This window comes from Pseudomonas sp. SC11, from assembly GCF_047039205.1.
In the GTDB taxonomy this organism is placed as follows: Bacteria; Pseudomonadota; Gammaproteobacteria; order Pseudomonadales; family Pseudomonadaceae; genus Aquipseudomonas; species Aquipseudomonas boreofloridensis.
The window spans coordinates 22,182-35,949 of sequence record NZ_CP178183.1 but is presented as its reverse complement, the minus strand read 5'-3'; the positions used below and the strand labels follow the sequence as shown (position 1 = coordinate 35,949).

Sequence of the window (13,768 nt, the reverse complement as noted above, 5' to 3'; positions counted from 1 at the left end):
CACAGTAGCTGGGGCAATTTCCCAAGGCGCGCGACTCCAAAGGCGATGCCGTCTCAAGCTGCACTGTCCAATGCAAGACGTATGGTCAGACGAACTCACGTACAACAGTACCTCTTCGCACTCACTGGCCACGCTCCTGCTCCAGCCACTCCACGAACCGCCCGATCAATGCCCCGCGTCGCTTGCGCGGCGGCAGCACCACGTAATAGCCACGCGCCGAGCGCAAGCTGCCGTGCAGTGGCCGGCACAACAAGCCTTGCTCGACCAGCCCATCCACCAGATGACGCCAACCGATGGCCACGCCCTGTCCGGCGATTGCTGCCTGGATCAACAAGGTGTAGTTGTCGAAACGCAGCTGTCCCGGCGGCGGCGGGCTGACCAGGCCAAGCCCGCGAAACACGCCGCTCCAGTCGAACCAGCGGCTCGTTTGCTCGCCGCGCAAATGCAGCAGCGGTAGTCGTTGCAGGGCCTCGGCTGCCAGCGGCCGGTCTGGGGCCAGGGCAGGGCTGCACACCGGGAACACTTCCTCGTCGAACAACCAGCGGCTCTCGCCATGCTGAAAGCGGCCATCGCCGAACAGCACCGCGACGTCGATGTCCGGCCTCAGCATGGCCTGGCTGCGCTCACCGGTCACCAGACTCACGTCCACCTGTGGATAAGCCTCACGAAAGCGTTGCAGCCGTGGCATCAGCCAGAACGCGGCGAAGGCGAAATCGGTGGCCACCTGAAGCACCTCGTGCTGAGTGCGCCCCGTGGCGTCGGCCACCCCCGCGTCCATCGCCTGCAATGCCCCGTGAACCTGCTCGAACAATGTCTGGCCCGCCTCGGTCAGCTCGATGCCCCGGTAAATGCGGTCGAACAAGCGCGTGGCCAGCTGCAGTTCCAGGCGCTTGATCTGCTGGCTCACTGCCGGCTGGGTGGTGCCCAACTCCAGTGCTGCCGGTGTGAAGCCGCGCAGGCGTGCAGCGGCTTCGAACACGCGCAAGCTCTCCAGCGACAGTCCAGCCAAGTGATCAAACATAAGCTCAGCTAATCCCAGTCATTGCCCGACATGGGCTTTACCCACTCTTCCATGGATCCCACTCTTGAACGCAGAGATTACACATAACGTTCAACGATGGAAGGCCCCCATGAAACGACCGAACATCCTCTTCATCATGGCCGATCAGATGGCCGCGCCCCTGCTGCCGATTCATGGTCCGTCCCCCATCAAGATGCCCCACTTGGCGCGCCTGGCCGAGCAGGCAGTGGTCTTCGATTCGGCCTACTGCAACAGCCCGCTGTGCGCCCCATCGCGCTTCACCCTGGTCAGCGGCCAGTTGCCCAGCCGCATCGGCGCCTACGACAACGCCGCCAATTTCCCCGCTGACGTGCCCACCTACGCCCACTACCTGCGCTCGCTGGGTTACCGCACGGCGCTGTCGGGCAAGATGCATTTCTGCGGTCCGGATCAACTGCATGGCTACGAAGAACGCCTGACCAGCGACATCTATCCGGCCGACTACGGCTGGGCGGTGAACTGGGATGCCCCCGACGAGCGCCCGAGCTGGTACCACAACATGTCCTCGGTGCTTCAGGCCGGACCTTGCGTGCGCACCAACCAGCTGGATTTCGACGAAGAAGTGGTGTTCAAGGCGCGACAGTACCTCTACGACCATGTGCGCGAGGACGACGGCCGTCCCTTCTGCCTGACCGTGTCGATGACCCACCCGCACGATCCTTACACCATCCCCAAGGCGTACTGGGATCGCTACGAGGCTGTGGATATCCCGCTGCCCCGCGACAGCTACGCCCAGCACGAGCAGGATCCACACGCGCAACGGCTGCTCAAGGTCTATGACCTGTGGGACAAGCCGCTGCCTGTGGACAAGATCCGCGACGCGCGCCGCGCCTACTTCGGCGCCTGCAGCTATGTCGACGACAACATCGGCAAGCTGTTGCATACCTTGGAAGAGTGCGGTCTGGCCGATGACACGATCATCGTGTTCTCCGGCGATCATGGCGACATGCTCGGCGAACGTGGCCTCTGGTACAAAATGCATTGGTTCGAAATGGCTGCGCGAGTGCCGCTGCTGGTGCACGCGCCCCAGCACTTCGCCGCCGCACGGGTGAGCGCCAGCGTGTCCACCTGCGATCTGCTGCCAACGCTGGTGGAATTGGCCGGCGGCGCTGTGGATAACCAACTGCACCTCGATGGCCGTTCGCTGCTCGGCCATCTGCAAGGGCAGGGCGGGCATGACGAGGTGATTGGCGAATACATGGCCGAAGGCACGGTCGGGCCGCTGATGATGATCCGTCGTGGCGCCTACAAGTTCGTGTACAGCGAAGACGACCCGTGTCTACTCTATGACCTGAGTCACGACCCGCACGAGCGGGAGAACCTCGCCGGCAGCCCGGATCATCAGGCGCTGCTGCAGGCATTTGTCGATGAAGCCCATCAGCGCTGGGATATTCCCACCCTGCGCCAGCAGGTGCTGGCCAGTCAGCGCCGCCGCCGCCTGGTGGGCGAAGCACTGGCCATCGGCAAGCTGAACAGCTGGGACCACCAACCGGTGGTGGATGCCAGCCAACAGTACATGCGCAACCACATCGATCTCGACGACCTCGAGCGCAAGGCACGTTATCCACAGCCCGCCCCCCTGGATTGAGAAAAGAGGCCGCCATGCAGATGTTCTCCACCGCCGTACTCGCCATGACCTTGAGCCTGAGCGCCTTGAGCGCCCAGGCCGCCGACGACGACAAGCAGTGCAGCACCGTGAAACTCGCCGACCCCGGCTGGAGCGATATCGCCTCCACCAACGCCATCGCCCGGCTGCTGTTCGAACCGCTGGGCTACCAGGTGAAGATCGAGACGCTCGCGGTACCGATCATCTACGGCGGCCTGAAGGACGGCAGCGTCGATGCTTTTCTCGGCAACTGGATGCCGGCGCAACAGGGTTTCCATGACAAATTCGTCGCCAGCGGCCAAGTGAAACAATGGTCGCGCAACCTGCAAGGCACCGAGTTCACCCTGGCCGTGCCGGATTACGTGTGGAATGCCGGCATCAAGGACTTCGCCGACCTCAACAAGCACGCCGAGGCGTTCGGCAAGAAACTCTACGGCATTGGTGCCGGGGCCCCGGCCAACCTGTCGCTCAAGGACATCATCGAGCAGAACGCCTTCGACCTCGGGCAATGGAAGCTGGTGGAGTCCAGTGAACAGGGCATGCTGTCGCAGGTCGATCGGGCGGTGAAGAACGACAAGTACATCGTGTTCCTGGGCTGGACGCCGCACCCGATGAACGTGAAGCTGAAGATGCGTTACCTCACCGGTGGCGAGAAATGGTTCGGTAGCAAAGGCGAGGTATTCACCTTGGTGCGCAACGGTTATCCACAAGCCTGCCCGAATGCAGCCAAGCTGTTGAGCAACCTGACCTTCACCCTCGACATGGAAAACGCGATCATGGCCGAGGTTGTGGATAAAAAGGTCAGCTTCGATCAGGCTGCTCAACAGTGGGTCAAAGCGCACCCTGAGGTGCTCGACGCGTGGTTGGCCGGCGTCAGCGGCAAGGATGGCGGTACGGCGCTGGAGGCGGTGAAGGCCGCAATGCGCTAGGGTCTGTTTCGTGTAGGGGCCAATGAACCTTCGGAATTGTCGATATGCCATGCGTCGCTTGAACCCATTGCTGCCCTTTCTGGCCTGGCTGCCCCGCCTAAGCGGGCGTAGCCTGCGTCAGGATCTGCTGGTGGGGCTGAGCGGGGCGATTCTCGCCCTGCCGCAATCCATCGCCTACGCCCTGATCGCCGGGTTGCCCGCCGAATACGGGCTGTATGCGGCCATCGTGCCGGTGCTGGTCGCCTGTCTGTGGGGCTCCTCGTGGCATTTGATCGGTGGCCCCACCGCCGCGATCTCCATCGTGCTGTACGCCAGCGTCAGTCCACTGGCCATCGCCGGCAGCAGCGACTACGTCACCTTGATCCTGCTGCTGACGTTCCTCGGCGGCGTGTTCCAGCTCGTGCTGGGGCTGCTGCGGTTCGGCACGCTGGTGAACTTCGTCTCCCATTCCGTGGTGCTGGGTTTCACCCTCGGCGCCGCGGTGGTCATCGCGCTCGGCCAATTGCCCAACCTGCTGGGCATGCACCTGCCCAGCCAGGCCACCGCGCTGAAAACCGCGCAAGACCTGTTCGAGCACCTGCGCGAGGTGGACCTGCCCTCGCTGGCGCTGGGCCTGGCCACGCTGGCCATCGGGATCGCCCTCAAACTCTGGCGTCCGCGCTGGCCGGCGCTGTTGCTCAGCCTGGTGCTGGTCAGCCTGGTGGCCTGGACACTGCCCGGCTACTTCGGCCATGTGCCCCGCGTGCCGGCCTTCATCGGCCAACTACCGCCGCTGAGCCCGCTGCCGCTGCTGGACCTGGAGCTGATCCTGCGCCTGCTGCCCAGCGCCGTGGCGGTCGGCATGCTCGGCCTGGTGACCAGCTTGTCCATCGCCCGCTCGCTGTCGGCGCGTTCGGAACAGTTGATCGATGCCGACCAGGAAATCCGCGCGCAAGGCTTGTCCAACATGGTCGGCGCGTTCTTTTCGGGGTATCTGTCTTCCGGCTCCTTCACCCGCTCGGGACTGAGCTTCGAAGCCGGTGCCCGCTCGCCGATGGCCGGGGTGTTCTCGGCCTTGTGGGTGGCGCTGTTCGCGGTGGTCGGCGCCGGGCTGATCGCCCATCTGCCCATTCCGGCGATGGCCGGCAGCATTCTGCTGATCTGCTGGGGACTGGTGGATCGCCGCGCCATCGCGGCGCTGTTCCGGGTCAGCCGGGCGGAATTCGCGGTCATGGCGCTGACCGCTGCGGCCACGCTGCTGCTGGAGTTGCAGACCGCAATCTATGCCGGGGTGCTGGCCTCGCTGTTCTTCTACCTCAAGCGCACCTCACGCCCGCGCATCCAACACAGCCGCGAAGAGCAGACGGACGTGCTGCGGGTCGGCGGCTCGATCTTCTTCGGTGCGGCGCACTACCTGCAGGTGCGCTTGCAAGCCTGCCAGGGCCCGCACGTGGTGATTGACGCGCGGCAGATCAACTTCATCGACTATTCCGGGGTGGACATGCTGCACCGTGAAGCACGGCGGCTGCAGCGCAGCGGCGGCAGCCTGACCTTGCGCGGCGCCAGGCCCCAGGTGGAGGAGGAGTTGCAGAAGCTGGAGGGGGTGCAGGGGTGCCCCATTCGTTTCCAGGAATGAACCACCCCTGACAGGCTAGCCGCGCGCCAACTGTCGGCGCAGTTCGTCCAGCACCGGCCCGGTCTCGGGCCGAACGCCACGCCACACAAAGAACGCCTCGGCGGCCTGCTCGGCGAGCATCCCCAGCCCGTCCAGCACCTGCGCGGCGCCCAGGCGAGTGGCCCACTGGCAGAAGGGCGTAGGCGCCTTGCCATACATCATGTCGTAGCACACCGTGCGCCCGGCCTCGACCAAGGTGTCGGCGATCGGCGGCAACTCACCGGCGAGGCTGGCCGAGGTGGCATTGATGATCACATCGACCGGCTCGTGCAACCAGGCGAAGCCGCTGGCCACTACTGGCCCCAACTCGTCGAATTCGTGGGCCAGTCGCTCGGCCTTTTCCACCGTGCGGTTGGCGATCACCAGTGATTGCGGTCGGTGGGCGAGGATCGGCTCCAGCACACCGCGCACCGCGCCCCCGGCACCGAGCACGAGCACGCGCTTGCCCGCGAGGCTGACGCCGGCATTGACCGTCAGATCGCGTACCAGGCCGGCACCGTCGGTGTTATCGCCCTGCAGGCTGCCGTCAGCCAGCTTGGTCAGGGTGTTCACCGCCCCGGCGCGCTGTGCACGCGGAGTGAGGCTGTCGCACAGGCGATAGGCCTCTTCCTTGAAAGGGACGGTGACGTTGGCGCCACTGCCCTGCTTGAAGAAGCCGCGTGCGCAGTCGCTGAAGTCGTCCAGTGGCGCCAGCAGCGTGCGGTATTCCAGATCCTGGCCGGTCTGGTCGGCGAACAGCCGGTGGATCAGCGGCGACTTGCTGTGGCCGATGGGGTTACCGAAAACAACGTACTGGTCCATGCACTCTCCTCGCTTATCCACAGGTGGGCTGGCCGAGCCAGTCGCGGTCCTGCAGGAAGTAATCGGTCAGGCGCGCTTCCTCGCTGCCGGGCGCCGGTTTCCAGTCATAGCCCCAGCGTACCTGCGGCGGCAACGACATGAGAATCGACTCGGTGCGCCCGCCGGACTGCAGGCCGAACAGCGTGCCACGGTCGTAGACCAGGTTGAATTCCACGTAGCGACCACGGCGAAACTCCTGGAATTCGCGCTGCTCAGCCGTCCAGGGCATGGCCTTGCGCCGCTGCACGATGGGCAGGTAGGCATCGATATAGGCGTCGCCAATGGCGCGGATGAAGGCGAAGCAGGTGTCGAAGTCCCACTCGTTCAGGTCATCGAAGAACAGTCCGCCGATGCCGCGTGGCTCGCCGCGGTGCTTGAGGTGGAAGTAGCGGTCGCACCAGGCCTTGTAGCGCGGATACACCTCGGCGCCGAAGGGCGCGCAGGCCTGTTCGGCCACCCGGTGCCAGTGAATGCAGTCTTCCTCGTTGCCGTAATAGGGCGTCAGGTCGAAACCGCCGCCGAACCACCACACCGGTTCCTCGCCTTCCTTCTCGGCGCTGAAGAAGCGCACGTTGGCGTGGGAGGTGGGCACGTGCGGGTTGTGCGGGTGAATCACCAGCGACACGCCAAGCGCCTCGAAACCGCGCCCGGCCAGCTCCGGGCGGTGCGCACTGGCCGACGGTGGCAGGCCAGCGCCGAACACGTGGGAGAAGTTCACGCCGCCTTTCTCGATCACCTGGCCCTCGCCGATCACCCGCGTGCGTCCCCCGCCACCGGCTTCGCGCACCCAGGCGTCCTCGACGAAGCGGGCGCCACCGTCCTCGGCTTCGAGGGCGGCGCAGATGCGGTCTTGCAGGTCGAGCAGGTAGGCCTTCACGGCCTCGGTACGGCGGGTCATCGGATCACCTGGGAGGGGCAGGGTGGAATGGGCGGCGTAGCATACCATCGGCCAAGGCTACGTCGCAGTTGACGGCCGTCAAGCAAAGGCGTCCGATGGAAGACCTTTTGCGACGATGACGACAGGAGAGTGCGATGGCCAAGCGAATCGAGTTCAGCCAGCATGGCGGCCCGGAAGTCCTGCAGTGGGTCGAGTTCGACCCCGCCCCACCGGGGCCGCAGCAGGTGCGCGTACGCAACCAGGCGGTCGGCCTGAACTTCATCGACACCTATTTCCGTGGCGGGCTGTACGCGCCGCCGTCCCTGCCGTCCGGGCTGGGCACCGAAGGCGCCGGGGTGGTCGAGGCAGTGGGCGAGGGGGTCAGCCGGCTGCAGGTCGGCGACCGGGTGGCCTATGCGGGCGGCCCACTGGGCGCCTACAGCGAAGTGCACACCCTGCCGGAAGCGAACCTGGTCAAGCTGCCGGAGAGCATCAGCTTCGAACAGGCCGCCGCCGTCATGCTCAAGGGCCTGACCACCCAGTACCTGCTCAAGCAGACCTACGCGGTGCAGCCGGGCGACATCATCCTGTTCCATGCCGCCGCCGGGGGGGTCGGTTCGCTGGCCTGCCAGTGGGCCAAGGCGCTGGGCGCCAAACTGATCGGCACCGTCGGCTCGGCCGAGAAAGCCGAGCGGGCCAAAGCCTTGGGCGCCTGGGCGACCATCGACTACAGCCACGAAGACGTGGCCCAGCGTGTGCTCGAACTGACCGACGGCAAGAAGTGCCCGGTGGTGTATGACGGTGTGGGTGCCGACACCTGGCTGACGTCCCTCGACTGCCTGCGCCCGCGCGGCCTGATGGTCAGTTTCGGCAACGCCTCTGGCGCTGTCACCGGGGTCAACCTGGGCATCCTGTCGCAGAAGGGCTCTCTGTACGTCACCCGCCCGACACTGGCCACCTACGCCAACTCGGCCGAAAACACCCAGGCCATGGCCGACGACCTGTTCGCGATGATCGCCAGCGGCAAGCTGGTGGTGGACATTCAGCAGCGTTATCCGTTGAGCGAAGCGGCAAAGGCGCAGGAGGCGTTGTCGGGGAGGCGCACGGTGGGGTCGACGGTGTTGGTGCCGTGAGGCGCATATGCCCCCAACTCAAATAGCTTTGAGGCTAGCGCCTCAAAGCATACTCATCTGATTCAATCTCGGATCTTGGGCATCGCTCTGATGAAGACGTTGACAGTGAGCTTCTCACATACTGTGAACGCCTTCTGTGAGACCCATACAGCGCTTATCGTGCGTAGTCGGATCTGCTCCACGGAAGCTCTCAGCCGGTCAGCATTGCATTCACTGGCAAGCAGATATTGAGTTTCATCGTAATCGGTGGCTGCGTTATCAGAGTGCCGCTTCATTTCAAGGTTCGTCGCGCAATACTGCCGGTGATTCGATAGCGTCCAGCATCGCTTCCACCAGCCCTTCGGCCATTTCCAGTGAATGCAGCCTCGCCCAGAACAGGCCTCGACCGTCGTCGCGCAGATGGTCGAGGGCCTTGATACCGGCGTCGTAGGCGCAACGCAGGTACAGCGCGACGTGGACGAGTGCGTCGTGGGGGGCGATGTCGGGGTTTACGCTGAAGAGCGGAGGGTGGCCGGCGTCGCAGCGGCCGAAGGGGTGGGGAGCCGTTGAAGGTAGCAGCGGGTCAGGTACGATTTTCTTCATGAGGCGCTCCTGAACGTGAAGCTGTCACCTGTCCGTTACCACACGGGTTGGGTGGCAGCTGTACGCGGGGTGGTAAACCGGGCAGGAGGCTTATTCCCGGCAGGCACAAGGCCTCCCGCGCACAGCCGCCATGGCTGTGAACCACCTGAAACATCCGGGTTACCACACCCGATCGCCAACATGTTCGGCGACGATCAGGAGCCTAGAGGGGGACGTTTCCACTGTGAAGGTAATGGCGGCCGACACGCTGCGTAGGATATTTCCCTAAATCAACAATGTCTGACCTGACCATCAGAATCAGAAAGATCGCACCGCTGCGACATGACCCGGCATCGCGACTCAATCAGCCCGCCCGCACCACCTCGCCCGTCACCAGATCGCGAATCACACTGGGGTTCTTGCGCCCACCCAGCGCGCCACCGAGCACCAGGTCCAGCTCGTTGTGGAAATACTGCTCCACCCGCAACCGGCTCTTGGCCGCCGGGCGACCGGCCGGGTTGGCGGAGGTGGAAATCAGCGGGCCGACCAACGCGCACAGTTCGCCGACCTGGGGATGGTCGCTGACCCGCAGCGCCACGGTGTCGTGCTGCCCGGTAACCCATTCGGGCAACAGGTCCTGGTGCGGCACCAGCCAGGTGTTCGGCCCCGGCCAGGTCGCGGCCATGCGGTCGATCCAGTCTTCGGGGAAATCCTCGAACAGAAAGTCGAACTGGCGAATGTTGTCGGCAACCAGGATCAGGCCTTTATCCACAGGCCGCGACTTGAGCGCGAGCAGCCGATACACCGCGTCTTCGTTCCACGGGTCGCAGCCCAGGCCCCAGACCGCTTCCGTCGGGTAGGCGATCACCGCCCCCGCGCGAATCTCACGTGCGGCTTGTTGCACACGCCAACTGCTCACCATTGCTGTCTCTCCGCTTCGATCCCGATGCGGCAGTGTACTTAGCCGCAGCGGGCAAACCAACGTCCGGCTTCGTTGCTGACCCGCCCGATCAGCTCCAGCTCGGTCAGGCGGGCCAGCACCTGGGCCAACGCCAGGCCACTGCTCAGGGCCAATGCCTCGCTGGTCTGCGGGGCGGCGATCAGCAGCGCGAGCAGCGGATCGACAGGTTCGTCCACAGGCGCGGGCGGCAGGTTCTGCCAACCGCGCAGGCTGTCGACGATCTGCTCGACACTCTCCACCAGCAGCGCGCCGTCGCGGATCAGCTGATGACAGCCCTTGGCGCCGGGATGATGGATGGACCCGGGAATCGCATACACCTCGCGTCCTTGCTCGGCCGCCAGACGCGCGGTGATGAGTGACCCACTGGCCAGGCTCGCCTCGACCACCAGCACGCCCAATGACAGGCCGCTGATGATGCGGTTGCGCCGGGGAAAGTTGCCCGGCTGTGGAACCGCATCCAGCGCGAACTCCGAAACCAGCGCGCCACCGCGCTCCAGGATGTCTCGGGCGAGTACCGCGTGGCGCTGTGGATAAAGTTTTTGCAGACCCGAGCCCAGCACCGCGATGGTGCTCCCCTGCGCGTCCAGCGCGCCGCGATGAGCGGCGCCGTCGATGCCCAACGCCAGGCCGCTGGTGATGGTGAATCCGCCGCGCGCCAGGTGCCGGGAAAAGGCCCTTGCCGTGTCCAACGCCGGTGGGGTGGCACGGCGGCTACCGATCACCGCCAGTTGCGCACGCTCCAGCAGGGCAGGGTCGCCGGCGACGTACAACAGCGGTGGCGCGTCGTCGGTTTCCTTCAACAGCGCCGGGTAGCCAGGGTCGTCCCACATCAGCAAATGCTGGCCCGGACGCTCTAGCCAGGCCATCGTAGCGCTGACGGCGGTGCGCACCTCAGGGCTGCGACGAGCGTCAGCGCAGGCCTGTGCAACGCCCAGCGCCACCCAGGCACGCGCCGGCGCGCTGAGCGCCGAACAGGCACTGCCGAAGGCCTGGATGAGGGTACGAAAGCGCCGCGAGCCGATGTCGGGGAGCAGGTGCAGGCGCAGCCGTGCTTCCAGTTCGGCAGGGGAACAGGGTGCAGCAAACAGGGTATTCATGGCAGATCTTCCTTGATCGGCAGGCCGTCATCCACGCCGTACAACCTGTGGATAACTGTGTTGATAATAGTTTGAAAAGCTGTCTATCGATTGCCGTCGATACCCCTCCGAGCTGGAGCGGCGCAGACCCCTGCGGACACTGCCTCAAACCCTAGCCAAGCTTTGCCAGGTGCCGAACGCGCCAATACCCTTTATTATGTGTGCTCAGTTTTCAACCAAACGCACAGTGACTGCCTGACCCCTATGGCCATCTTGAACATCCTCGAATTCCCGGACCCGCGCCTGCGCACCCTCGCCAAACCGGTGACGGCGTTCGACGACGCCCTGAGCCAGCTGATCGACGACATGTTTGAAACCATGTACGAAGCGCCCGGCATCGGGCTGGCCGCTACCCAGGTCAATGTGCACCAGCAGGTCGTGGTCATGGACCTGTCCGAAGACCGCAGCGAACCGCGGATCTTCATCAACCCCAGCGTCGAAGAACTCACCGACGACATGGGGCAGTACCAGGAAGGCTGCCTGTCGGTACCGGGCTTCTACGAGAACGTCGACCGTCCGCTGCGCGTGCGGGTCAAGGCCCAGGGCCGCGACGGCACGCCCTTCGAGCTCGAAGCCGAGGGCCTGCTGGCGGTGTGCATCCAGCACGAGTTCGATCACCTCAACGGCAAGCTGTTCGTCGACTACCTGTCCCAGCTCAAACGCGACCGGATCAAGAAGAAGCTGGAGAAGCAGCACCGCCAGCAAGCCTGATCCCCACCTTGCAGAAGGCTTGCTCCGGCAAGCCTTCTTCTTTTCTGAAGCGAGAACTCCATGCGCATCGTCTTCGCAGGCACCCCAGAGTTTGCCGCCGAACACCTCAAGGCCCTGCTCGACAGCCCGTACCAGATCGTGGCCGTCTACACCCAGCCTGACCGCCCTGCCGGTCGCGGCCAGAAGCTCATGCCCAGCCCGGTCAAACAATTGGCCGTGGCCCACGACATTCCGGTGCTGCAACCGCCAACCCTGCGCAACGCCGAGGCCCAGGCCGAACTGGCGGCACTGGCGCCGGACCTGATGGTGGTGGTGGCCTACGGCCTGATCCTGCCCCAGGCGGTGCTCGACATCCCGCGCCTGGGCTGCATCAACAGCCATGCCTCGCTGCTGCCGCGCTGGCGCGGTGCGGCGCCGATCCAGCGCGCCGTCGAGGCCGGTGATGCCGAGAGCGGCGTCACGGTGATGCGCATGGAAGCCGGCCTGGACACCGGCCCGATGCTGCTCAAGGTCACCACGCCGATCAGCGCCGACGACACTGGCGGCAGCCTGCACGATCGCCTCGCCCAGATGGGCCCTGGCGCCGTAGTGCGCGCCATCGCCGGGCTGGCCGACGGTAGCCTGCACGGCGACGTGCAGGATGACGCCCTGGCTACCTACGCCCACAAGCTGAACAAGGACGAGGCGCGCCTCGACTGGAACCGTCCTGCCCAGGAACTGGAGCGCCTGATCCGGGCGTTCAATCCCTGGCCGGTGTGCCACAGCACCCTCGACGGCGAAACCGTCAAGGTGCTGGGCGCAACGTTATCCACAGGGCAGGGCGCACCGGGCGAAATACTCTCGGCCAGCAAGGACGGCCTGGTCGTCGCCTGCGCCGATGGCGCCTTGAGCCTGTCTCGCCTGCAACTGCCTGGCGGCAAGGCCCTGGCCTTCAGCGACCTGTTCAACAGCCGCCGCGAGAAGTTCGCCAGCGGCAAGGTGCTGGGCCAATGAATCCACGCCTGGCCGCCGCCCGTGCCCTGGCCGCCGTGCTCAGCGGCAAGGCCTCGCTGAACAGCTCGCTGCCGGCGCAAATGGACAAGGTCGATGACCGCGACCGCGGCCTCACCCAGGACCTGGCCTTCGGCACCGCTCGCTGGCAGCCGCGCTTGGACCTGCTGGCCGCGCAGTTGCTGCAAAAGCCGTTCAAGGCCGCTGACGCCGACGTCCAGGCGCTGCTGCTGGTGGGCCTGTATCAACTGTTCTACACGCGCATTCCGGCCCACGCCGCCATCGGCGAAACGGTCGGCTGCGCCGACAAGCTGAAGAAGCCGTGGGCCAAAGGGTTGCTCAACGCCGTGCTGCGCCGCGCCCAGCGCGAGGGCGAAGCGCTGCTGGCCGATCTGGAGCGCGATCCGGTGGTGCGCACTGCCCATCCGCGCTGGCTGCAGAAGGCGCTCAAGGCCTTCTGGCCGCAGCAGTGGGAAGCCATCTGCGCCGCCAACAACGCCCATCCACCGATGATCCTGCGGGTCAACCGTCGCCATCACAGCCGTGATGCCTACCTGGCCTTGCTCGAGGCCGCCGGTATCGGCGCCAGCGCTTGCCGCTACAGCCGCGACGGCATCGTGCTCGACGCCGCCTGCGACGTGCGTGACCTGCCTGGATTCGCCGAGGGCTGGGTGAGCGTGCAGGACGAAGCCGCGCAACTGTCGGCCGACCTGCTGGAACTGGCGCCCGGTCAGCGGGTGCTCGACGCCTGCTGCGCCCCCGGTGGCAAGACCTGCCACCTGCTGGAGGCCGAACCCGGTCTGGCGCAGATGGTTGCCATCGACCTGGAAGCCAAGCGCCTGGCACGGGTGCGCGACAACCTCGAGCGCCTGCAACTGGACGCCGAGCTGATCGCCTGCGACGCCCGCGACACGGCCAGTTGGTGGGACGGCCAGCCGTTCCAGCGCATCCTGCTCGATGCCCCCTGCTCGGCCACCGGCGTGATCCGCCGCCACCCGGACATCAAGCTGACCCGCCAGGCCGACGACATCGCCGCCCTGGCCGCGCTGCAAGGCGAACTGCTCGATGCCCTGTGGCCCACGCTCGAGGTCGGCGGCATGCTGCTCTACGCCACCTGCTCGAGCCTGCCGACCGAGAACACCGACGTGATCGACGCCTTCCTCGCCCGCACCCCGGGTGCCCGCGAGCTGGACCTGGCGACCGAAGCCGGTGTGCGCCAGCCCCACGGCCGCCAGTTGCTGGCCCAGGAAGGCGGTCACGATGGTTTCTACTATGCCAAGCTGATCAAGATCGCCGCTTCGCGCGGATAA

The 13,768-nt window shown here is 65.4% G+C and carries 13 protein-coding genes; 7 read left to right on the top strand and 6 right to left on the bottom strand.

The window, feature by feature from the left end:
• Positions 1-121: 121 nt before the first annotated feature.
• On the bottom strand, positions 122-1,021 hold the full coding sequence (locus ACK2SD_RS00160; RefSeq protein WP_412461057.1) for a choline sulfate utilization transcriptional regulator: 900 nt from the start codon (positions 1,019-1,021) through the stop codon (positions 122-124).
• A 109-nt stretch (positions 1,022-1,130) separates the two neighbouring features.
• On the opposite strand from ACK2SD_RS00160, the gene betC reads away from it, so the two are divergent.
• Genes betC through ACK2SD_RS00145 form a run of 3 tightly spaced genes read left to right on the top strand, consistent with a single transcriptional unit; the run spans position 1,131 to position 5,210 of the window.
• Complete coding sequence (betC, locus tag ACK2SD_RS00155; protein ID WP_342650094.1) at positions 1,131-2,648, top strand: choline-sulfatase; 1,518 nt, start codon at positions 1,131-1,133, stop codon at positions 2,646-2,648.
• 14 nt (positions 2,649-2,662) lie between these two features.
• Positions 2,663-3,595 carry a choline ABC transporter substrate-binding protein gene (choX, locus tag ACK2SD_RS00150; protein WP_412461056.1) on the top strand — a complete coding sequence of 311 codons (933 nt, stop codon included), beginning with the start codon at positions 2,663-2,665 and terminating at the stop codon, positions 3,593-3,595.
• Positions 3,596-3,644: 49 nt separating this feature from the next.
• On the top strand, positions 3,645-5,210 hold the full coding sequence (locus tag ACK2SD_RS00145) for a SulP family inorganic anion transporter (protein ID WP_412461055.1): 1,566 nt from the start codon (positions 3,645-3,647) through the stop codon (positions 5,208-5,210).
• 15 nt (positions 5,211-5,225) lie between these two features.
• Here the strand turns inward: ACK2SD_RS00145 and aroE are convergent, their stop codons facing one another.
• Both aroE and hemF read right to left on the bottom strand, forming a co-directional pair.
• Entirely contained in the window at positions 5,226-6,050 is an 825-nt protein-coding gene (aroE, locus tag ACK2SD_RS00140; protein ID WP_412461054.1) for a shikimate dehydrogenase, read from the bottom strand.
• Between the two features lie 13 nt (positions 6,051-6,063).
• Complete coding sequence (gene hemF / locus ACK2SD_RS00135) at positions 6,064-6,987, bottom strand: oxygen-dependent coproporphyrinogen oxidase (RefSeq protein ID WP_295485426.1); 924 nt, start codon at positions 6,985-6,987, stop codon at positions 6,064-6,066.
• A 134-nt stretch (positions 6,988-7,121) separates the two neighbouring features.
• Between hemF and ACK2SD_RS00130 the strand changes: the two genes are divergently transcribed.
• Complete coding sequence (locus ACK2SD_RS00130; protein WP_412461053.1) at positions 7,122-8,099, top strand: NADPH:quinone reductase; 978 nt, start codon at positions 7,122-7,124, stop codon at positions 8,097-8,099.
• Between the two features lie 276 nt (positions 8,100-8,375).
• Here ACK2SD_RS00130 and ACK2SD_RS00125 read toward each other — a convergent pair whose 3' ends face one another.
• The 3 genes from ACK2SD_RS00125 to dprA form a co-directional block, all read right to left on the bottom strand.
• Positions 8,376-8,681, bottom strand: a complete 306-nt coding sequence (locus ACK2SD_RS00125; RefSeq protein ID WP_412461052.1) for a hypothetical protein — start codon at positions 8,679-8,681, stop codon at positions 8,376-8,378.
• A 343-nt stretch (positions 8,682-9,024) separates the two neighbouring features.
• Positions 9,025-9,582 carry an L-threonylcarbamoyladenylate synthase gene (locus ACK2SD_RS00120; protein WP_039582134.1) on the bottom strand — a complete coding sequence of 186 codons (558 nt, stop codon included), beginning with the start codon at positions 9,580-9,582 and terminating at the stop codon, positions 9,025-9,027.
• Positions 9,583-9,620: 38 nt separating this feature from the next.
• Positions 9,621-10,718, bottom strand: coding sequence for a DNA-processing protein DprA (dprA, locus tag ACK2SD_RS00115; protein ID WP_039582137.1), 1,098 nt, complete (start codon positions 10,716-10,718; stop codon positions 9,621-9,623).
• 243 nt (positions 10,719-10,961) lie between these two features.
• On the opposite strand from dprA, the gene def reads away from it, so the two are divergent.
• The 3 genes from def to rsmB are packed head-to-tail and all read left to right on the top strand — an operon-like array spanning position 10,962 to position 13,768.
• Positions 10,962-11,468, top strand: coding sequence for a peptide deformylase (gene def, locus ACK2SD_RS00110; RefSeq protein ID WP_039582140.1), 507 nt, complete (start codon positions 10,962-10,964; stop codon positions 11,466-11,468).
• A 60-nt stretch (positions 11,469-11,528) separates the two neighbouring features.
• Positions 11,529-12,461 carry a methionyl-tRNA formyltransferase gene (fmt, locus tag ACK2SD_RS00105; RefSeq protein WP_317872210.1) on the top strand — a complete coding sequence of 311 codons (933 nt, stop codon included), beginning with the start codon at positions 11,529-11,531 and terminating at the stop codon, positions 12,459-12,461.
• Positions 12,458-13,768 carry a 16S rRNA (cytosine(967)-C(5))-methyltransferase RsmB gene (gene rsmB, locus ACK2SD_RS00100; RefSeq protein WP_412461051.1) on the top strand — a complete coding sequence of 437 codons (1,311 nt, stop codon included), beginning with the start codon at positions 12,458-12,460 and terminating at the stop codon, positions 13,766-13,768. Before fmt ends, rsmB begins: the two co-directional genes overlap by 4 nt.

Coding starts and splice junctions, on each gene's coding strand:
- def (WP_039582140.1), top strand. CDS start 10,962: ATGGCCATCTTGAACATCCTCGAATTCCCGGACCCGCGCCTGCGCACC.
- betC (WP_342650094.1), top strand. CDS start 1,131: ATGAAACGACCGAACATCCTCTTCATCATGGCCGATCAGATGGCCGCG.
- hemF (WP_295485426.1), bottom strand. CDS start 6,987: ATGACCCGCCGTACCGAGGCCGTGAAGGCCTACCTGCTCGACCTGCAA.
- aroE (WP_412461054.1), bottom strand. CDS start 6,050: ATGGACCAGTACGTTGTTTTCGGTAACCCCATCGGCCACAGCAAGTCG.
- ACK2SD_RS00145 (WP_412461055.1), top strand. CDS start 3,645: ATGCGTCGCTTGAACCCATTGCTGCCCTTTCTGGCCTGGCTGCCCCGC.
- dprA (WP_039582137.1), bottom strand. CDS start 10,718: ATGAATACCCTGTTTGCTGCACCCTGTTCCCCTGCCGAACTGGAAGCA.
- ACK2SD_RS00125 (WP_412461052.1), bottom strand. CDS start 8,681: ATGAAGAAAATCGTACCTGACCCGCTGCTACCTTCAACGGCTCCCCAC.
- ACK2SD_RS00130 (WP_412461053.1), top strand. CDS start 7,122: ATGGCCAAGCGAATCGAGTTCAGCCAGCATGGCGGCCCGGAAGTCCTG.
- ACK2SD_RS00160 (WP_412461057.1), bottom strand. CDS start 1,021: ATGTTTGATCACTTGGCTGGACTGTCGCTGGAGAGCTTGCGCGTGTTC.
- rsmB (WP_412461051.1), top strand. CDS start 12,458: ATGAATCCACGCCTGGCCGCCGCCCGTGCCCTGGCCGCCGTGCTCAGC.
- ACK2SD_RS00120 (WP_039582134.1), bottom strand. CDS start 9,582: ATGGTGAGCAGTTGGCGTGTGCAACAAGCCGCACGTGAGATTCGCGCG.
- fmt (WP_317872210.1), top strand. CDS start 11,529: ATGCGCATCGTCTTCGCAGGCACCCCAGAGTTTGCCGCCGAACACCTC.
- choX (WP_412461056.1), top strand. CDS start 2,663: ATGCAGATGTTCTCCACCGCCGTACTCGCCATGACCTTGAGCCTGAGC.